The organism is Mycobacterium paraense (assembly GCF_002101815.1).
Lineage (GTDB): Bacteria > Actinomycetota > Actinomycetes > Mycobacteriales > Mycobacteriaceae > Mycobacterium > Mycobacterium paraense.
Genome location: NZ_LQPM01000013.1, coordinates 84,703 through 103,460, shown reverse-complemented (window position 1 = coordinate 103,460; position 18,758 = coordinate 84,703). Strand labels below are relative to the sequence as shown.

General features: G+C 68.5%; 20 protein-coding genes. 10 read left to right on the top strand and 10 right to left on the bottom strand.

Annotated elements, in window-relative coordinates; all coding sequences use genetic code 11:
- Positions 1 to 22 precede the first annotated feature (22 nt).
- The gene (locus AWB89_RS12490; RefSeq protein WP_139830864.1) at positions 23 to 727 is read right to left on the bottom strand and encodes a TetR/AcrR family transcriptional regulator; all 705 of its coding nucleotides are present in this window, start codon (positions 725 to 727) and stop codon (positions 23 to 25) included.
- A gap of 365 nt (positions 728 to 1,092) precedes the next feature.
- Here AWB89_RS12490 and AWB89_RS12485 point away from each other — a divergent pair, with 365 nt between their 5' ends.
- Positions 1,093 to 1,482 (top strand): DUF4267 domain-containing protein, encoded by a 390-nt coding sequence (locus AWB89_RS12485; protein ID WP_085103485.1) that lies wholly within the window; start codon positions 1,093 to 1,095, stop codon positions 1,480 to 1,482.
- A gap of 14 nt (positions 1,483 to 1,496) precedes the next feature.
- Positions 1,497 to 2,324 carry an LLM class F420-dependent oxidoreductase gene (locus AWB89_RS12480; protein WP_085103483.1) on the top strand — a complete coding sequence of 276 codons (828 nt, stop codon included), beginning with the start codon at positions 1,497 to 1,499 and terminating at the stop codon, positions 2,322 to 2,324.
- A gap of 10 nt (positions 2,325 to 2,334) precedes the next feature.
- Here AWB89_RS12480 and AWB89_RS12475 read toward each other — a convergent pair whose 3' ends face one another.
- Genes AWB89_RS12475 through AWB89_RS12460 form a run of 4 tightly spaced genes read right to left on the bottom strand, consistent with a single transcriptional unit; the run spans position 2,335 to position 6,924 of the window.
- Complete coding sequence (locus AWB89_RS12475; RefSeq protein ID WP_085173930.1) at positions 2,335 to 3,822, bottom strand: flavin-containing monooxygenase; 1,488 nt, start codon at positions 3,820 to 3,822, stop codon at positions 2,335 to 2,337.
- A 17-nt stretch (positions 3,823 to 3,839) separates the two neighbouring features.
- A complete protein-coding gene (locus AWB89_RS12470; protein WP_085174510.1) occupies positions 3,840 to 5,282 on the bottom strand; it encodes an aldehyde dehydrogenase family protein in 1,443 nt (480 codons plus the stop codon).
- A complete protein-coding gene (locus AWB89_RS12465) occupies positions 5,279 to 6,079 on the bottom strand; it encodes a carboxymuconolactone decarboxylase family protein (protein ID WP_085173929.1) in 801 nt (266 codons plus the stop codon). Before AWB89_RS12465 ends, AWB89_RS12470 begins: the two co-directional genes overlap by 4 nt.
- A 32-nt stretch (positions 6,080 to 6,111) precedes the next feature.
- Complete coding sequence (locus AWB89_RS12460) at positions 6,112 to 6,924, bottom strand: mycofactocin-coupled SDR family oxidoreductase (protein WP_085173927.1); 813 nt, start codon at positions 6,922 to 6,924, stop codon at positions 6,112 to 6,114.
- A gap of 98 nt (positions 6,925 to 7,022) precedes the next feature.
- Here AWB89_RS12460 and AWB89_RS12455 point away from each other — a divergent pair, with 98 nt between their 5' ends.
- Entirely contained in the window at positions 7,023 to 8,207 is a 1,185-nt protein-coding gene (locus tag AWB89_RS12455) for an RNA-guided endonuclease InsQ/TnpB family protein (protein WP_085173925.1), read from the top strand.
- A 46-nt stretch (positions 8,208 to 8,253) separates the two neighbouring features.
- Here AWB89_RS12455 and AWB89_RS12450 read toward each other — a convergent pair whose 3' ends face one another.
- Positions 8,254 to 9,087 (bottom strand): mycofactocin-coupled SDR family oxidoreductase, encoded by an 834-nt coding sequence (locus AWB89_RS12450; protein ID WP_085173923.1) that lies wholly within the window; start codon positions 9,085 to 9,087, stop codon positions 8,254 to 8,256.
- A 73-nt stretch (positions 9,088 to 9,160) separates the two neighbouring features.
- Between AWB89_RS12450 and AWB89_RS12445 the strand changes: the two genes are divergently transcribed.
- A complete protein-coding gene (locus AWB89_RS12445; RefSeq protein ID WP_085173921.1) occupies positions 9,161 to 9,760 on the top strand; it encodes a TetR/AcrR family transcriptional regulator in 600 nt (199 codons plus the stop codon).
- 7 nt (positions 9,761 to 9,767) lie between these two features.
- On the opposite strand, the gene AWB89_RS12440 is transcribed toward AWB89_RS12445, so the two are convergent.
- From AWB89_RS12440 to AWB89_RS12430, 3 genes are all read right to left on the bottom strand, one after another.
- Positions 9,768 to 11,231, bottom strand: a complete 1,464-nt coding sequence (locus tag AWB89_RS12440; protein ID WP_085173919.1) for a protein adenylyltransferase SelO — start codon at positions 11,229 to 11,231, stop codon at positions 9,768 to 9,770.
- 27 nt (positions 11,232 to 11,258) lie between these two features.
- Complete coding sequence (locus AWB89_RS12435) at positions 11,259 to 11,825, bottom strand: hemerythrin domain-containing protein (protein ID WP_085103467.1); 567 nt, start codon at positions 11,823 to 11,825, stop codon at positions 11,259 to 11,261.
- A 111-nt stretch (positions 11,826 to 11,936) separates the two neighbouring features.
- Positions 11,937 to 12,221: a WGxxGxxG family protein gene (locus AWB89_RS12430; protein ID WP_085103465.1), complete on the bottom strand. Its 285-nt coding sequence runs from the start codon at positions 12,219 to 12,221 to the stop codon at positions 11,937 to 11,939.
- Between the two features lie 209 nt (positions 12,222 to 12,430).
- On the opposite strand from AWB89_RS12430, the gene AWB89_RS12425 reads away from it, so the two are divergent.
- The 3 genes from AWB89_RS12425 to AWB89_RS12415 are packed head-to-tail and all read left to right on the top strand — an operon-like array spanning position 12,431 to position 14,924.
- Positions 12,431 to 13,222: a hypothetical protein gene (locus AWB89_RS12425; RefSeq protein WP_085173917.1), complete on the top strand. Its 792-nt coding sequence runs from the start codon at positions 12,431 to 12,433 to the stop codon at positions 13,220 to 13,222.
- Positions 13,223 to 13,255: 33 nt separating this feature from the next.
- Positions 13,256 to 14,191 (top strand): HpcH/HpaI aldolase/citrate lyase family protein, encoded by a 936-nt coding sequence (locus AWB89_RS12420; RefSeq protein WP_085173915.1) that lies wholly within the window; start codon positions 13,256 to 13,258, stop codon positions 14,189 to 14,191.
- Between the two features lie 16 nt (positions 14,192 to 14,207).
- Positions 14,208 to 14,924 (top strand): mycothiol-dependent nitroreductase Rv2466c family protein, encoded by a 717-nt coding sequence (locus AWB89_RS12415; protein ID WP_085173913.1) that lies wholly within the window; start codon positions 14,208 to 14,210, stop codon positions 14,922 to 14,924.
- Here the strand turns inward: AWB89_RS12415 and AWB89_RS12410 are convergent.
- A complete protein-coding gene (locus AWB89_RS12410; RefSeq protein WP_085173911.1) occupies positions 14,886 to 16,136 on the bottom strand; it encodes an HNH endonuclease signature motif containing protein in 1,251 nt (416 codons plus the stop codon). The two genes, AWB89_RS12415 and AWB89_RS12410, sit on opposite strands and share 39 nt — an antisense overlap.
- An 82-nt stretch (positions 16,137 to 16,218) precedes the next feature.
- Between AWB89_RS12410 and AWB89_RS12405 the strand changes: the two genes are divergently transcribed.
- From AWB89_RS12405 to AWB89_RS12395, 3 genes are read left to right on the top strand one after another with little or no spacing between them, the layout of a single operon-like run.
- Positions 16,219 to 17,472, top strand: coding sequence for a DDE-type integrase/transposase/recombinase (locus AWB89_RS12405; protein WP_085173909.1), 1,254 nt, complete (start codon positions 16,219 to 16,221; stop codon positions 17,470 to 17,472).
- A 32-nt stretch (positions 17,473 to 17,504) separates the two neighbouring features.
- The gene (locus tag AWB89_RS12400) at positions 17,505 to 17,858 is read left to right on the top strand and encodes a DUF488 domain-containing protein (protein WP_085174508.1); all 354 of its coding nucleotides are present in this window, start codon (positions 17,505 to 17,507) and stop codon (positions 17,856 to 17,858) included.
- Positions 17,859 to 17,879: 21 nt separating this feature from the next.
- Positions 17,880 to 18,752, top strand: a complete 873-nt coding sequence (locus AWB89_RS12395) for an LLM class F420-dependent oxidoreductase (protein WP_085173907.1) — start codon at positions 17,880 to 17,882, stop codon at positions 18,750 to 18,752.
- The last annotated feature ends 6 nt before the right edge of the window (positions 18,753 to 18,758 follow it).

Genomic DNA, 18,758 nt, shown 5'->3' with positions numbered 1-18,758 from the left:
GCAAGCGGAAACCGGCGTTGCACTAGCTCGCCGCTTCATCCCCCGCGATGAGTTCTTCGATGGTGTGGGGCGCCACCCCAAGGCCGCGCAGACAGAACCGCACCGCTCGTTCGCGGACTTCGTTGCGGTCCCAGTGATTGGTGGCCCACTGCCGCTGCGTGCCGGCCCACACCACGCCGTGGATCGATTTCGCGGCGGTCGCCGGAATGATGTCCTTGAACACGCCGAGCTCCAGGCCGCGTTGCAGCTGCTCGACGAGCGGTTCGAGAATCGCACCGTAGGCGGGCGCCACCGTGTCCGGAACCGAGAACGATTTCGACTGCGCCTCCAGGGACACCTGGCGCAGTTCCGCTTTGATCTCCTCGTCGAAGGCGAGGTCGAGCCTGCCGTCGATCCAGGCGGCCACCGCCTCGACGGGGTCGGTGGCTTCCGACATCCGCGTCTTCAGCCGCTGCACCTCGCTGCGGGTCATCTCGAGAAAGACCGCGGCCACCAACTGGTCCTTGGAATCAAAGTGCCGATAGAACGCACGGGTACTCAGCCGTGCGCGTTCCAGCACCGTGGCAACGCTGAGCCCCCGAACCCCCTGCTCGCGAACCGATTTCGAGGCGGCGTCCACGATGGCGCGGCGCACGTCCGGATCGGGTGCGAGCTTCTTGCGTCGAGGCGTGACCGTGTGGCCGACGTACTGCTGCGGACGTGCTGCCGGATCCCCCTGTCCCGTCATAGTTAACCAAAATAATCCGCTGATCGTTTGTCCACACCGCTTTCGTAAAGCCCGTGTCGGGTCGGCCTCGGCGCCGCAACGCCCCTGAGCCATCGCGATGTTCGCGGACACGCTATTGGACTGATGCACAATTGTTTCGCTCCGAGTCGTCGGCGAGCGTTCGGTGCTGGTCTTGGAGGTTTCGGCGGGGGCGCGTTCAGGTCATCGGGTGCCGTGCGGCAAATGTCTGGCGCGGGAACGTGTTTGCCGAGCTCTCTGAAGGCGTCGCAAACTTTTTCCGCTCGCACGGGCAAATTGTTGGTAACTGAAAACAGTAATTTCAGTGAACCGTAGTTCACCGGGGCGATTGGCTCTAGGCTGCGGCCATGTCGATTGATCGCGCAGCGCTCTTGGCCGGCGGCATCCGTCTCGCCTCGGGCATCTCTTTCCTCGTCGATCCGCTCCGGGCGAACCGGTGGTGGGGCGATCCTGACGAGCCGACGCCGACGGCGCGACTGCTGCTGCGTTCGATGGGTTATCGCGACGCGTTGATCGGCGGATTGCTCGCGGCGGCGGCGCTGCGCGGCAAGGGCACCCGCGGCTGGTTTTTGGCCTCCGGCGGCGCCGACGCGGCCGACCTGCTCGGCGGTGTGAGCGTGCACGATGAATTGAAGCCCTCGCAACGGCTGATCGGTCTGGGCGGCGCCGCGGTCGGCATCGGGGTCGGCCTCTGGGGCGCGACCCGCCGGACGCCGCGAGGGGAGGAGACGCAATGACGACGGGAGCGAACATGCCGTTCGGTGTCCTGACTTTCATTACCGACGAAGGGATCGGGCCGGTCGAGCTGGGCCGGGCGCTCGAGGAGCGCGGGTTCGCCTCGCTGTTCCTGGCGGAGCATTCGCACATCCCGGTCAACGCCAAGACCCCGTATCCCATGGGCGGCCCCATCCCGCGGAAGTACTACCGCACGTTCGATCCGTTCATCGCGTTGACGGCGGCGGCGGTCGCGACCGAGAACCTTCTGCTGGGAACGGGCATCGCGCTGGTCCCGCAGCGCGATCCGATCATGACGGCCAAGGAGGTCGTGTCGCTTGATCTGGTCTCCCAGGGGCGGTTTCGCTTCGGCGTCGGGGTGGGCTGGCTGCGCGAAGAGATCGCGAACCACGGCGTCGACCCCAAGGTGCGGGGGCGGGTGGTCGAGGAACGGCTGCGGGCGATGATCGAGATCTGGACGCGGGAGGAGGCCGAATTCCATGGCGACTTCGTCGATTTCGACCCGATCTACAGCTGGCCGAAGCCGATCACCCGGCCGTATCCGCCGCTGTACCTGGGCGGCGGGCCGGCGAGCTTTGAGCGCATCGCCCGGCTCAAGGCCGGCTGGCTTGCCATGAGCCCGTCGTCGGGTGCCCTTGCGGGTCAGCTCGAGGAACTGCGCGCCACCGCCGGCCACGACGTGCCCGTGATCGCAACCCATATGGGGAATCACTCCGCGAAGGAACTCGAGGGCTACCGTGCCCTCGGGCTGGAACAGGTGTTGGTGGAACTGCCCACCGAACCTCGCGACGAGACGCTTCGCCGCCTCGATGAGCTGCAGGCCGAGTTCGCGAAACTGGCGTAGGGCCGCGCGGCTAGTTCACCGCATTCTCGACCAGCGACCAGTACTTCGCTTCGCGCTCGGTCAGCTCGTTCGACGTGATCGCGCCGAAGGCTGCGGCGTCGCGCACCAACTGCGCCGGTGCCCGGTCGAGGGCATCGGGCCCTTCGAGGCGAAAACAACTCGGTGCCAGCGGGCCGAACAGCAGGGCGCGGCGCAGCTGTGGCCAGTTCTCCAGATGTGGCTCCACCCCGGCGGCTCGGGCGAATGTCATTGCCGCCAGGTGCATTTGGGTCTTCTGCGGTGACCCGCGCCGCGACCGGTATGCATCGATCGACTTGCGTTGCTCGTCCTCGGCCGGGGCTGGCACCGCGCCGCCCCACGCGTGCGCGATCCACCTGGCCTGAAGCTCAAGCGGCACAAAGTATCCGCCCGACTGGTCCCACATGCCGACGAAGGCCATGCCCGGCAGGTCCGGGTGGAACGTGTAGCGGTCGGCGTCCATATGCACCGCGTCGAGGTCGAGGGTGGCGCGGATGTCCTCGCTCAGGAACGGTAGGGACAACGTGAAGCCGGTGCCGAACACGATCCCGTCGAAGTCCTCGGCATTCCCGTCGGCGAAGGTCACGCGGGTGCCCGCGACGGCCTTTATCCAGGGCCGCACCGTGATCCGGCCCTCGGCGACGAGTGGCAGGTAATGCTGATTGAGCGTCACCCCGGCCGCGAAGAGGGACGGGTCGGGCGCGGGCGCGCCGTATTGCTCGGGGCTTCCCGCCGCTTCGACGACGATCTCCTTCAGTTGCCGGTCGATCTCGGCCGCCGGGAGGCTCTCGCTCGCCAGGGCGCCGTACCGCGTGTAGATCCGGCTATCGGAGGGCACTCCGGCGGCGAACTTCGGCAGGACGTACCTTTGCCGCCGTTGGGTCACCACCACCCGCGCCGCGCCCAGGTGGGCCAGGTCGGCGGCGATCTCGAGGGCGCTGATCGCGCAGCCGGCGACCAGAACGCGCTTGTCGCGATACGGCGCGGGGTCCCGGTATTGGTAGCTCGGGATAGCCCCGGCCGCCCCGGCGAACGTCTCGAGCCCCGGCACCGCGGGGATGGCGGGGGTGTGGAACCTGCCGGTTGCCACCACCACTCGCGCGAAGACGTCGTCGACGCCGTCGTGGCGGACGAGCCACCCGTGGCTGTGACGTCCGATCAGGTCGACGCGCGTGCCGAGCAGAAGGCGCGGGGTAAGGCCGAACTTCTCGGCGTAGCGATGCAGGTAGGCGAGGATCTCGCGGTTGGGCGGGTAGACGAGTTCGGTGTCGTGCTCGAGGTCGCCGAAGGCCGTGAGGGTGCGACTGCTGTTGGTATGCATGGCCGGCCATACGCCGCTCAGGCCGGGCAGGCCCGTCCACTGCCCGCCCAGCATCGGCGCCTTATCGAAGATGGTCGGTTCGAAGCCCTGCGCCAGGAGCCAGCGCGCCGCGGCCAGTCCGCCGGGGCCCGCCCCGATCACGGCGACGCTTGTCGTCACCTTGGAACTGTAAACGCTCAGCCCATGCCGATACGAATGTTCTTGACTTGCAGGAATTCGTAGAGGCCCTCGACACCGCCGGTGCGCCCGAAGCCGCTCTGCTTGAAGCCGCCGTACGGGCCCTGCGGCGAGATGTCGCTGAACGTGTTGATCCACACCGATCCCGCCTCGAGCCGGCGCGCCATCCGGTGGGCCCGGGCGAGGTCGCGGGTCTGGACGAAGGCGTTCAGGCCGTAGGGCGTGTCGTTGGCGATGCGCGCCGCCTCGTCTTCGCTGCCGAACTTCATCAGGGACACGACCGGCCCGAAGGTCTCCGTCTGGGCCAGCGTGGAATTGTTGTCCACCCCGCCGAACACCGTCGGCTCGATGTAGTAACCCGCGGCCAGCGCGCCGCCCAATCTGGTTCCGCCCGTGAGTAATTCGCCCACCTTGCTGCCGGCCGCCTCCTCGATTTCGGCGACGATGCGGTCCGCGGCGGCCTGGCTGATCACCGGCCCGAACACGACGCCGGGGTCGAGTGGGTCACCGACCGTTGCGGCCTTGACCACCGCGACGAACCGCTCCGCGAACGCGTCGTAGACGGATTCCTGCACCAGGATCCGGCTCGCGCAGGCGCAGCTTTGCCCCGATTGGATCAGGGGGCCCTGATGGGCCGCCAGCACCGCCGCGGCGTCGAGGTCGGCGTCGTCGAAGACGACGCAGGCCGACTTGCCGCCGAGCTCGGTGACCACCGGCGTCAGGTTCGTCGCCGCGGCCTTGAGGACGTTGCGGGCCGTCGCCCCGCCGCCGGTGAAGTGGATCTTGCGGACATCCGGGTGGCGGACGAGGGCGTTGCCGCCCTCCGGGCCCGCCGGCACCACGTTGACCAGGCCGGCCGGCAGCCCGGCCGCGACGCACAGCTCGCCGAAGCGCAGGGCGGCGAACGGCGCCACCTCCGAGGGTTTGAGCACGACGGCGTTGCCGGCGGCCAGCGCCGGGGCGACGCAGGATCCGATCACCACCAGCGCGCCGTTCCACGGCGTGATGACGCCGACGACGCCGTAGGGCTCGCGCTCCACGAGGTTGACATCGAACGATTCGGCCACCGGCGTGCTGATGCCGTGCGGCTTGTCGACGTAGCCGGCGAAGTGACGCAGAAATCGCTCGAGGAGAATCCCGTTGTGGGCGAACGAGATCGGGACGGCGTAGTCGTGCACGTTGAGCCGCGCCAGCTCGTCGAGGTTGTCATGGACCGCGTCGGCGAGATCGATCAACAGGTCGCGGCGGCGATCGGCGGTGAGCGACATCCATTCCCGGTGGGCGCCCCACGCGGCGGCGACCGCCTCGTTGATCTCGGCGGCGCCGGCCAGCGGCACGCTCGCATTCGGTTGGCCGGTGGCGGGATAGATGTGTTCGTGGGTCCCCCCGGACGACCGGGTGATGCGGTCGCCGGCGATCAGCAGCCCTCCGGACAGGTTCATGCGGTGGTGGCCTCCGTGCGCCATTCCGCCGAGACCCGCTGCTTCTGTTCGCCGATCACCTGGCTGAGGTGGGTCGCCTTCGGCCAGCCGTAGTACGCGGCGAAATGCAATGCCACCTCGTCCATCTCGTCGAAGGAGACGTCGCGGCTCTTGAGTGCGGCGTAGACGTGGCTCAGGATCGGGATGGGTGCGTCCTGGATGGCCACGCACGCCACCGTCACCAGCCGCCGCTCCTTCATCCCCAGCCCGGGCCGCAGCCACATCTCGCCGAACACGAAGTTCAAGATCCCCGCGCCCGAGTACGGGTTGTCCCGGATCGGCGCGAACGGGATGCAGTTGACCGCCTTGAAGCACTCCTCGCCGGTGGCCAGCCTGCTCTCGGGATCGCTCGGCGTGGCCAGGGGCAACAGCGGCTCGGGCGGCGGCACGTCGTGGCCGCGCTCGCGGTGGATGCGCTCCCACTGCGCGTCGACCGCCATGTTGAAGCGAGAGGCCTTGGGCCACCCGGCGTACACCGCGAAATGCAGCACGGTTTCCCGCATCTCGGTGATGGTCAGGTCGCCGCTGTTCAGCGCCGCGTACACGTGATCCTGCAGCGGCCCCTCGGCGTCGGCGGCCGCGACGCAGGGCAGCGTGACGAAGCGCCGGTCCCGCCGGCGCAGGACCGGCCGCGACCAGATTTCGGCGAAGACGAACTCGATCAGGCCGGTGGCCGTCGTGGGACTGGGATCATCGGGCGGCGGCGCCGTCATCACCTCGGTGAACAGGCGCCTGCCGCGTTCGGTGCGTTCTGTCATCAAATCCGCTCTCTGCGTTGAACCTTGGATGCCTAGCGCAGGGTGACGCCGGCGTCCACCTTGAACTCCAGGCCGGTGACGAATCGGGACTCGTCGGACACCAGGAACAACACCGCGTTGCTGATGTCGATCGCTTCGGCCATGAGTGTCGGCAGGGCGTTGAGAAATATCGGGATCAGGTCGGGCCGCCCCTCGGCCAGCAGGCCCTGCAGCGACTCCGGGCGCATTCCCGTCTCCACGCCCGTGGGGTGCACGGTGTTGACCCGAACGTTCTGCGCCGCAAGCTCATTCGCCAGCGCCCGGCTGAGCCCGACGACGCCGTGTTTGGATGCCGTGTAAGGAAGGTGCAGCGGGGTGCCCTTCAGGCCCGCGGAGGAGCTGATGAGGACCAGGCTGCCGCCCTCGTCCACCAGATGGGGGAGCGCGGCGGCGCAGGTGTTCCACGTGCCGATCAGGTTGACGTCCACCACGGTGCGCCACTGCTCCGCTGTGGTGGTGTCCCAGGTCCCGACGGTCAGCACGCCGGCGTTGGCCACGGCCGCGTCGAGGCCGCCCAGTTCGGCAACGCCCTCGGCGACGGCCGATGCCAGCGCCGCGGCGTCGCGGACGTCGACGACATGCGTGATCGCACGGCGGTGATGCTTTTCGACCAGTCGCGCCGTCTCGTCGAGATCCGCGCGCGACGAGAGGGGATACTCGATCTCCGGCAACGAGGCGCAGATGTCGACCAGGATGAGGTCGGCGCCCTCTTCCGCCAGGCGCACGGCGTGGCTGCGGCCCATGCCCCGCGCGGCGCCGGTCACGAGCACCCGCTTGCCGGCGACGCGGCCACTGGTTGCGCTCATAGGGTCCTTGCGGCGTGGAAACCGATGGCTTTAGTGGGGGGAGGCAGCGCCGCGTCTCCTTTCCGTGCGTTGTCGGTGGTGGCGGTTAGGTTGCGGGGGTGTCGCGTTATCGGTTGCTTCCGACTGTCGAGCAGGCGGCGATGTTGGTCGAGCACTGTCGCCACGCCCGGTATGTGTGGAACCTGGCGGTCGAGCAGCAGCAGTACTGGCAACGGGGTCGGCGCGCGCCCCGCTACAACGAGCAGTGCGCACAGTTGACCGTGGCCCGTGCCGAATACGAGTGGCTGGCAGCCGGCTCGCAGACGGTGCAGCAGCAAGCGTTGCGGGATTTCGCCCAGGCGATGCGCAACTTTTTCAATGGCACCCATCGTCGCCCGACATGGCGCAAAGCCGGTGTGCATGAGGGCTTTCGGCAGGTCGGGTTGAAAGCCCACCATGTCGAGCGTCTGAACGGCCGGTTCGCTCGGGTGTGGGTACCCAAGGTCGGCTGGATCCGGTTGCGCCTGTCGCGGCCGGTCCCCGCAGGTGTCAAGTCCTACCGCGTCACCTGCGATCGGGCCGGGCGCTGGCACATCGCGTTCGCCCACGTCCCGGAACCCATTCCCGGGCCTGCTGATGGCTCGGTGGTGGGTATCGACCGCGGCGTGACGGTGGCGGCAGCCCTGTCGACCGGTGAGCTGCTGCATGCCCCTGGCCTGAGCCACGGTGAGGCCAAGCGCCTGAGGGTGCTGCAGAAGCGCCTTGCGCGCGCCAAGCGTGGCTCTCACCGGCGCGCTCGCACGAAACGCGCGATCGCGAAACTCAAGGCCCGCGATACCGACCGACGCAAGGACTGGGTCGAAAAGGCCACCACGGATGTCGCGCGCCGGTTCGAAACGATCCGCATCGAAGCCCTCGATGTGCGCGCGATGACCCGCTCGGCGCGGGGAACCGTGGAGCAGCCCGGTATGGGTATCGGTGCCAAACGAGCTCTGAACTGGGGGATCCTCCGCAGCGGTTGGGGCCTGCTCGCTGCGCGCTTGCAGGCCAAAGCCGTCGGTCGAGTCGAGCAGGTTCCGGCCGCGTACACGTCGCAACGATGCTCGGCGTGCGGGTATGTCGCTCGCGGAAACCGTAAGAGCCAAGCGGTTTTCGAGTGCGAAGCCTGCACTGCCGGTCCGTGCAACGCCGACATCAATGCCGCACGCAATATCGCCGCCGGACGGGCGGTGACAGCACGGGGAGACCTCGGCATTAGCCGGTCTACGAACCGTGAACCTCAACTCTGCTCTCCTGCCGCATAGGTAGTGGGATGGGGTTGGAATCCTCTGGCTCGGCCAGAGGAGGACGTCAAAGCTTGTTACAGAAGCCGGCGTCGACCGGAAACGTCACCCCGGTGACGTACTTGGCCGCGTCCGAGACTAGGTAGGCGATCGCGGCGCTGATGTCTTCGGGCTCGAGCAGGCCGACGGGCATGGGGTTCTGCAGGTGCGGGCCGCCCTCGGGGTAGTTCTCCAGGAATTCGGTCATGGCGGGATTGACCGCCATCATGGTGTTGACCGCCGTCGGGTGCACGGTGTTGACCCGGATGTTCATCGGCGCAAGGGCATTGGCGAGCGTGCGCATCAGCCCGACGATGCCGTGCTTGGACGCCGCGTAGCCGAGGCCGCCGCCCTGCAGGCCGCCGAAACCGCGCAGCCCCGCCGTCGAGCTGGTGAAGACGATCGCCCCGCCGCGGTTACCCGCGAGCAGATGCGGGATCGCCGCCCAGGCGGTGTGATACGCGCCGTCGAGGTTGACGGCGGTCGCCGCCCTCCACTGCTCGAGTTCCTCCTCGATGGTCAGCGCGCGAAACGCCACCGGGGCGATGCCCGCGTTGGCCAGCACGATGTCGAGCCGGCCGAACTGCTCGACGCCGCCGTCCACGGCCGACTTGACCTGATGGAAGTCGCGGACGTCGGCGACCACGCCGAGCATCTTCGCGCCCTCGGCCTCGACCAGGGCCACGGTCTCGTCCAACTCGTCGCGGCTCGCCATCGGATAGCCGTTCGCGGGGATGTCGGCGCAGATGTCGATGCCGACGATGTTCGCTCCGTCGCGTGCCAGGCGGATCGCGTGACTGCGCCCCTGACCGCGCGCGACGCCGGTGATGAAGGCGACCTTGCCGTCGAGTTGGCCGACCATTTCGTCATCCTCGCTTTTGGGGTATCGCCGCAGCCAGAGCGGCGGTAACGTCGTTACTGAGCGATACAGTAACATGGTTACCGTGGTTGCAGAAGGGGGTTCCGGCGACGCACCGGACCCGATCATCGCGATCGTGGTCGAGCTGTTGGACACGCAGGGCTACGAGGCCGTGCAGCTTCGCGAAGTGGCCAGGCGCGCGCGGGTGTCGCTCGCGACCATCTACAAGCGGTACGCCACTCGCGACGAGCTGATCGTCGCGGCCCTCGACTGGTGGATGGACGCCAATCGCTACGCGAACCTGCCGTCGCCGGCCCACGGGGTGTCCGGGGAATCGCTGTACGAAGGCCTGATGCAGGTGCTGCGCACGATTTTCGAACCCTGGGAGCGGCATCCCATGATGCTGCGCTCGTACTTTCGCGCCCGCTCGGGACCCGGCGGCGACAGGTTGATCCAGCGCGGTGTCGATGCCGTCGTCCCGGTCGCCAAATCGATTCTGGCCCAGGTTGATTCGGGATACGCCCAAGACCTGGAGCTGATCTTGACGGGCGTGATCTTCGGCTTCCTGGCGCGCTTTACCCAGGGCGAGATCGAGGTCACCGAGATCGTGCCGGGCCTCGAGCGCGCCGTGTTCTGGCTGACCGCCGCCTACGAGAGCCGCGCAGTCGCGCAATAACGGAAAACTAAGTGCCGCAGAACGTTTGGTACGCGCCGAAATCCTCCGGCGCGGGGCCGGCGTAGCGCTGCAGGCCCGGTCGTTCGTCATACGGCGCGGTGACGGCGTCCAGGAGCCGCATCAGCGGATCGAGGTCGCCGGCCGTCGCCGCGGCCAGGGCCTCCTCGACGAGGTGGTTGCGCGGGATGTAGATCGGGTTGGCGCGGTCCATCGCGTCGGCGTCCGGGCCCAGGGCGCGCCAGCGCGACAGCCAGTCGTCGAAGCCGGCCAGATCGAGGAAGAGGCCGCGCGCGGGCTCGGCGTCCCCGCGGGCAGCGTGGGCGAGGTGGCGGAAGAAGGAGGTGAAGTCGACGCGGCTCTCCTTGAGCAGGGTGAGCAGCTCATCGGCCAAGGGCGTGAGGTGTTGCGCCGCAACGTCTTCGGGCAGACCGAGCTTGGCGCGCATGCCGGACGACCACACGGCGTCGTACGTCGGCCGGAACACGCCGAACGCCTGCTCCGCCAGCGTCACGGCCTGCTCGGCGTCCTCGGAGAGCAACGGCAGCAGCGCCTCCGCGAACCGGGCGAGGTTCCACCCGGCGACGACGGGCTGGTTGCCATAGGCGTAGCGGCCCCAGAAATCGATCGAGCTGAAGACCGTGTCCGGGTCGTAGGCCTCCATGAACGCGCACGGGCCGTAGTCGATGGTCTCCCCGGAGATCGTCATGTTGTCGGTGTTCATCACGCCGTGCACGAACCCGATCAGCATCCATCGGGCGATCAGCGCCGCCTGGGCGGCCACCACGGCTTCGAACAGCGCCAGGTAGGGCCGCGCGGCCGTCGCCGCGTCGGGATGGTGGCGCGCGATCGCATGGTCGGCCAGGCGCCGCAGCAGGTCAAGATCGGCGGTGGACGCCGCATATTGGAAGCTCCCGACGCGCAGGTGGCTGCTGGCGACGCGGGTGAGCACGGCGCCCGGCAGCAGCGTGTCGCGCTGCACCTGCCGCCCGGTGGCCACCACGGCCAGGGACCGCGTGGTCCGCACCCCCAGGGCATGCATGGCCTCGCTGATGATGTACTCACGCAGCATCGGCCCCACCGCGGCCAGCCCGTCACCGCCGCGTGCGAAAGGCGTAGGGCCCGAGCCCTTCAGGTGGATGTCGCGCAGGCGCCCCTGGTCGTCGACGAGTTCGCCCAGCAGCAAGGCGCGCCCGTCGCCCAGGCGCGGCACGTACCCGCCGAATTGGTGTCCGGCGTAGGCCTGCGCCACCGGAACGGCCCCGTCGGGGACCTGGTTGCCCACCAGGAAGCGCAGCCCGTCGGGGCTGCGCAGCCAGGCACCGTCGAGGCCGAGCTCGGCGGCCAGCGCGTCGTTGACCACGAGCGGCCGCACCTCGGGGGCCGCGTCGGCCTGCCAGCGGATGGCCAGTTCGGGCAACTCGCGGAAGAACCGGTCGGCCAGGGCGACGGTCGTCTGGGGTGTGACGCTCACTCCACCGACACTACGGAAAGCTCGGCGCTAGCCGATAGCTTGCTGGATCAGGTCGCGGGCGCGGTCGAGCATCGAGGCAAACGGCCCGACCGCGAAGTTCAGCTTCGCCGACTCCACGCCCGGGTGCGGGCGCGTCGGCGCGATGGCCTCGGCCGCTCGCACCGCCGACCCCATCCGCTTCAGGTCGTTGTCGTCGACTTCCCGCTGCAGCACAGGGAATTCCTCGTCTTCCTCGTGGCGGGCGTGGTCGAGGACGGCGTCGCGCAGCTTGGTGACTTCGTCGATGAACTGCTGCGAGGTGATGTCGAGTTTCTCGATCTGCGAGAGCAGTTCCTTGGCCTCGTGCTCTTCCTTCAGCCGGGCGTCGACGATGCGGTCGCCCGAATCGGTCTCGCGCCGCACGCGCGGGTGCACCACCATCTCCTCGGCCGTCTCGTGCACGGCCAGCAGCTGACGCAACTCGATGAAAGGCTTTTCGCGCGCTTTGGGATCCGAAGCGTGCAGCACTTCCTCGAACATGTCCTCGATGAGGTTGTGCTGCGCTTTGAGGAACGCGACGACTTCCTCGGGTGATTGAACAAGCATCTCGGCCATCGCCGATACCTCCAGTGATAGGGGAATTGAAGAAATACCCGGTGGGAGAACGCATAAACGCGAGCCCCCGCCAGACGCGGCGGCGCCTGACGGGGGCTTGGGCTCAGGCGACTAGACGCCGCGCCCGGGGTTCGTGGTGGTGCCGATGCCGGTGACGGCGTCGGTGTCCTTGCGGCGCTTCAGCCCAAGGAGCCCGCCGAGGCCGAGCAGGCCAAGCAGCCCCCACAAGCCGTTGTTGTCGCTGTGTTGGTCAGTGGATGTGGTGTTGTTGTTGTCCGCCAACGTCGTTGTGGTCGACGACTGCGCCGGGGCGCTGTCGACGGTGGCGTTGGCGACGCCCGCACCTCCGAACAGCAGGGCGCCGGTGGCCGAAATGACTGCAATGGTCTTACGCATGTTTGCTCCTTGATTGATTTCTCTCGACCGAGGGGTGACCGAGAAGGAAGTCGGGACCAGTCGCCTCTAGCCCTTGCGACACGCGACGAGAGACGAAGGTCCCTAACGTCGCAAGCCATGGGCTACCCCGCGCAGCGGCGATAAAACCTCGCGCGGGGCTGCCTGGCGCAATGCCTGCGACGCCGTTTGCGAAATGCGATCATTTGCTGATGGACGACCCCCAGCAGCGCATCGCCGAGCTGGAGCAGCAGCTGGCACAGCAAAAGCGCATCGCCGAGCTGGAGCGGCAGCTGGCCGAGGCGAAGGCGGCGGCGGGGCCACAACAGGCCGTCGAGCAGCCGGCGCCGGTCTCCGCCGCGCAGCTGGAGGCCATCGACGAGCACGCCCGCCGGTTGGCGCAGGCCCTGCAGGCGGAGCGGGGCAACCCTTTCGCGCCGGGCCTGACGCCGGTTCGCGAGGCGCTCTCCCGCGCGGTCGTCGACGCCGGCTTGTCGCAGCAGCAGTACCGGGACGTGCTGGCCCGCGCCGGTCTGCGGGCCGGCGGCACCATCAAGGTCGGGAGCCAAGTCGTCTTTTCGCGGTGCGACCCGTCCGATCCCGTTTTCCTGGAGCCCGGCGTGCGCACGGCGTCCGCGGCGCCGGCCCGCAAGCGCGGTCGGGCGGGTTGGATCGGGCCGGTCATTGCGATGCTGGGCGGCGTGATCGGCCTCTGCGTCGGCGGCGCGGCGGCGGTGACCGCGGTCATCCCGTCGACCGCGCTGTGGATGAGCCCGATCGTGTGCCGCGGCGGGTACCAGATGGCGTACAACACGTCGCACTACAGCTACAAGCCGGGCCAGTCGGGCACCAGCGTGAGCTTCCAATGCGTTGGCGACGGCGACTACTACGACGTCAACGACTTCGCGGTGTTTGTGCTGCAGTCCCTGCTCTTCGCGGTCGTGCTCTTCGTCGCCCTGGCCGTCGGTCGCGTGCTATGGCGCCGGTCGCACAAGCCCGCCTGACCGGCCGTTTGACATGCGGCTACGGTTTAACAGATGGCGACAGATCAGACGTATGAACAGGTCGGCGAGCAGACGCCCGATCCCTCCGACATCGGCTGGCGCATCGATCCCGTTCTCGCCCGGAGCTGGCTGCTGGTCAACGGCGCGCACGCCGACCGGTTCCAGTCCGCGGCGCATTCCCGAGCCGACATCGTCGTCCTCGACATCGAGGACGCCGTCGCGCCCAAGGACAAGCAGGCGGCCCGCGAGAACGTCGTGCGGTGGCTCAGCGCCGACAACACCGACTGGGTCCGGATCAACGGGTTCGGCACCCCGTGGTGGGCCGACGACCTGGCGGCGCTGGCCGGCACCCCGGTCGGCGGGGTAATGCTGGCGATGGTCGAGTCGGTGGACCACGTCACCGAGACCGCCCAGCGGCTGCCCAACGTGCCGATCGTGGCGCTGGTCGAAACCGCCCGCGGGCTCGAGCGCATCACCGAGATCGCCGCCGCCAAGGGCACCTTCCGGCTCGCCTTCGGCATCGGCGATTTCCGCCGCGACACCGGTTTCGGAGAAGACCCCTCGACTTTGGCGTACGCCCGGTCCCGGTTCACGATCGCCGCGAAGGCGGCCAACCTGCCGAGCGCCATCGATGGGCCGACGATCGGCTCCAACGCGTTGAAGCTCATCGAGGCCACGGCGGTTTCCGTCGAGTTCGGCATGACGGGCAAGATCTGCCTGACCCCGGACCAGTGCGCGGTGGTCAACGAGGGGCTGTCGCCGTCGCAGGACGAGATCTCTTGGGCCAAGGAGTTTTTCGCCGAATTCGAGCGGGACGGCGGAGAGATCCGCAACGGCTCCGACCTGCCGCGCATCGCGCGGGCGACGAAGATACTCGAGCTGGCCCGCGCGTACGGCATCGAGGTGTCCGAGTTCGACGACGAAGAACGGGTTCACTCGCCGGCGCCGTCGGACACCTATCACTACTAGGCCGGGAGCAGGTCCGATGAGCGACGCGGTGGACTTCCACTTCGACCCGATGTGCCCGTTCGCCTATCAGACCTCGCTGTGGATCCGCGACGTGCGTGACCAGCTCGGCATCACCGTCAACTGGCGGTTCTTCAGCCTCGAGGAGGTCAACCGGTCGGAGGGCCGGAAGCACCCCTGGGAACGGGAGTGGTCCTACGGCTGGTCGCTCATGAGGATCGGGGCGCTGCTGCGCCGCACGGACATGGCGTTGCTGGACCGGTGGTACGCCGCGATCGGGCGCGAGCTGCACACCCTGGGCGGGAAGCCGCACGACCCCGCCGTTGCGCGAAAGCTGCTGGGCGACATCGGCGTCGGCGCGGAGCTGCTCGACGCGGCGCTCGCCGACCCCAGCACCCACGACGAAATTCGCGAGGAGCATCAGCGCGTCACCGACGCCGGGGGATTCGGTGTGCCGACGCTGTTCCTGTCGGGCCAGTGCCTGTTCGGTCCGGTGTTGGTGGACCCGCCGACCGGCCAGCCCGCCCTGACGCTGTGGAGCGTCGTGACCGGCATGGCCGAGTTGCCGCACGTCTACGAATTGCAGCGACCCAAGGCGCAGGCCGATCTGGAGCTCATCGGCCGAAGCCTGCGCCCCTACCTCGACGGGCGCGACTGGGTCAGCATCAACCGCGGTGAGGTCGTCGACGTCGAGCGGCTAAGCGGCGTGTCGAGCCAGCGTGACGCCGATTCGTAATGCGACCTCGCTGACCGTGATGGCGGGCGCGCGGGGCGGGGCCGCCGACCGGTACGTGTGTCCGGTCGGCGTGGTGAATTCCGCTGTGTGCGTGTGGTTTTCGTCGTTCTGCGTGCGGACCCGCCAGCCCGCGGCTTCCTTCGCGTAGTTGCAGAGCTCGCAGCAGCCCAGGCCGTTGTCCGCCGTGGTGGGCCCGCCGCCGGCCCACGGCTGCGCGTGGTCGTTGTGCCGGATCGGCGCGTCGCAGTAGGGGGTTCGGCACCGTTGATCGCGCAGCTCGATGAAGCGGGCCAGCCCGCGCGGGAACAGCCGCGCCCGCGACTCCATGGCCACCAGCGCCCCGGCCGCCGGGTGGGCGTAGAGCCTGCGCAGCGTCGCCCGGGACCGCCGGTCGCCGACCGCGCCGGCCACCAGCCCGCGCGCGACGGCCGCCGGAATCGGCCCATAGCCGGCGATGTCGGCCGGCGCGTCGGCACCGCCCAGCAGCGTTTCGTCGGTGAGCACCAGGTTGACCGCGATGGGTGTCGGCACGGCCGCGTCTCGGCCGGTGACCCGTTCGACGAGGGTGTCGGCCATGACCTGCCCGCGGGAGCGACCGTCACCACGGGTGTCGGCCTCGCGGCGTAGCGCCGCATACACCGAAACCCCTTGGGCGACAGGCAACAACGCGGTCACATACGTCATCGTGTCGGGCGCGGGCCGGATGGTGACCGTGCGCTCGTTTTCGGCCTTGGCCGCCCGGTCGACCACGGCCTGCGGGTCCAGCCGGTAGGCGATCGCCTTGGCCGCCGCGGCCACCCGCCTGTCGCCCATCCCGTCCAGGCCGGCGGGGTCGGCGCACATCTCAGCGTCCAGTTTCCGGCGGTCCTCGACGTCCAGGCATGCGCTCTCGCGCACGATCAACGTGGCGCGCCACTCCGAGAGCGCCCCACAGTCCAGCGCGGCCAGCGTGTGCGGCATCTCGTACACCAGCGCCTTGGCGAAGCCCAGGTGCCGCCCACCCCGGGCCGGCGAATCCCGCCGCGCCAGCGCGACCTCGCTCGCCACGCCCCGTCCGCGTTGCGCCGCCGGGACGCCGGCGGCAGCCTCGGCGGTGCGCCGCGCCTCGTCCAGCGCGACCGCCAGCCGGGCCTGGTCCGCCGCCGCCGCCGACTTGACCCTTTCCAGCTCGGCAATGCGCTCTACCAGCGCTGATTGCTCATCATCGAACATGTGTTCGAGTATAGCCGGTCCCTCCGACCGCGTTGACTCGTCAGAAATGCGCGCGAAAGGGTGATTCGTTGCCTCATTGAAAATGCGCGCGTACGCCCAGTGGATGGGGTTGACGTTGGCAGAGCGCAGGGCAATCACCGAGACGGCCGCGACCCGCTACCAGCTGGCGAGTAAGCGCGGAAAGAGTCGGATCCTCGATGAGTTGTGCGCCAACACCGGCTGGCACCGAAACCATGCTCGTAAGGCGCTCAAAGCGGCGCTGCAGCCCAGGATCGTCACCCCGCGCAGTGCCCGGCCCGTGACGTACGGGCCTGAGGTCATCGCGGCACTGACGATCTGCTGGACCGTGCTGGGCATGCCTGCCGGCAAACGGCTCGCGCCGATGCTGGGTGAGCTGGTGGCCGTGCTGCGTCGTTTCGGAGAACTGGCCATCGATGAGGGCACCGCGGCGCTGTTGGTGTCGATGTCGGCAGCCACCATTGATCGCCGCCTGGCCGGTGAGCGCGCCAAATACCAGCTTCGGGGACGTGTCGGGACAAAGCCGGGCTCGCTGCTCAAAAGCCAGATCCCGGTGCGTACCTGGGCCGAATGGGACGACGCTGTGCCCGGCTTCGTCGAGATCGACACGGTCTTTCACGACAGCGGCATCCGCGGTGGAGGCCATGCCTTCACCCTGACGGTCACCGACATCGCCACCGGCTGGACCGAGAGCCGCTCACTGCCCGACAGGGCGGCCAAACACGTACTGGCCAACCTCAATCACATCGCCGCCGCGATACCGTTCCCGATCGTCGGCGTGGACTGCGACAACGGCTCGGAATTCATCAACGATGACCTGCTGGCATGGTGTCAAAACCGCCGCATCACTTTCACCCGGTCACGGCCGGGCAACAAGAATGACGGCTGCCACGTCGAGCAGAAAAACTGGGCCGTGGTACGCACAGTGGTCGGCTACCACCGCTACGACACCGCATCAGAGCTGTTGCTACTCAACGAAATCTGGCACCTGCAGTCGAAGCTGACCAACTACTTCCACCCCCAGCAGAAACTGATCTCCAAACTCCGCACAGGAGCCAAGGTGTCCCGCAAACACGACCAGGCCAGGACCCCGTTTCACCGCGCGATCAATCACCCGAGCATGGCCGTGGAACGCATCGTTGCGCTCAAGCGGACCCACTCGCTGATCAACCCGGCCGCCACCCAACGCCAGATCCAGGCGTTGACCGCCCAGCTCTTCGCCCTGGCCACCAGCAAAGCCCCAGCCGGCACCCCGGCTCCCATCACCAAGCGCGCACGCGCACGTGAGGCAACAAGCCACCCTTCGCGCGCATCTTGACGTGAGGCAACAGGCCGACAGCCGTGGTTACGCTGGCCAATGTGAGCATCCGGGTGGCGCGCGTGTACGACGACGTCGGCCCCGACGACGGTCAGCGCGTGCTGGTGGACCGCATCTGGCCGCGGGGATTCCGCAAGGACGACCCGCGGGTGGGCACGTGGTGCAAGGACGTCGCGCCGTCGAAGGAGCTCCGCGAGTGGTATCAACACGACCCGGAAAAGTTCGATCAGTTCGCGGCGCGCTACGCCGAGGAGCTGCACGACAGCCCGGCGCTCGCGGAGCTGCGCAAGCTGGCCCGGCGCGGTGTCGTCACCCTGGTGACGGCCACCCGCGAAGTAGACGGGAGTCACGCGGCCGTGCTGGCGAAGCTTCTTAAAAACCGCTGATCGCCGTGAGACTATTCTGCCGTGCGCCTCGGATTGCACGCGTTGGGAATTGGGGCCGGTGCTGACCGGGCCGTGATCGACGCCGTCGCATCGAGCGCAGATGCCTGCGGCTTCGCCACCCTCTGGGCGGGTGAGCACGTGGTCATGGTGGATCGACCCGCGTCGCGCTACCCGTATTCGGACGACGGCGTCATAGCCGTTCCGGCGCAAGCGGATTGGCTCGACCCGATGATCGCGCTCAGCTTCGCCGCCGCCGCGTCGTCCCGGATCGGCGTCGCGACGGGCGTGCTTCTGCTCCCCGAGCACAACCCGGTGGTGGTGGCCAAGCAGGCTGCGAGCCTGGATCGGTTGAGCGGCGGGCGCCTGACGCTCGGCGTGGGCGTCGGGTGGTCTAGGGAGGAATTCGCCGCGCTCGGGGTGCCGTTCGAGCGACGGGGGGCACGCACCGCCGAATACGTGGCGGCGATACGCGCGTTGTGGCGCGACGACGTTGCCTCCTTCGACGGGCATTTCGTCGCCTTCGATGCGATCCGCGTCAACCCCAAGCCGCTGCGCGATCGTCGCATCCCCATCGTGCTCGGGGGCAACAGCGACGCCGCGCTGCGGCGGGTGGTGGCATGGGGCGACGGCTGGTACGGGTTCAACCTGAACGGGCCGGCCGCCGTGCGCGACAGGTTAGGCAGGCTCGACCAGCTGTGTGCCGAGTCCGGGCGTGACCGGGCTGGGCTGCGGGTGTCCGTGGCGCTGCGCAATCCCGGTATCGCCGATATCAGAGCCCTGGCCGAGTGCGGTGTCGATGAACTGGTCCTGGTGGCGGCCCCACCGGACCGCCCCCGGGCCGCCGAAGACTGGGTGTCCGCGCTGGCCGACAAGTGGATGGGGGCGGCTCGGTAGGCTGCC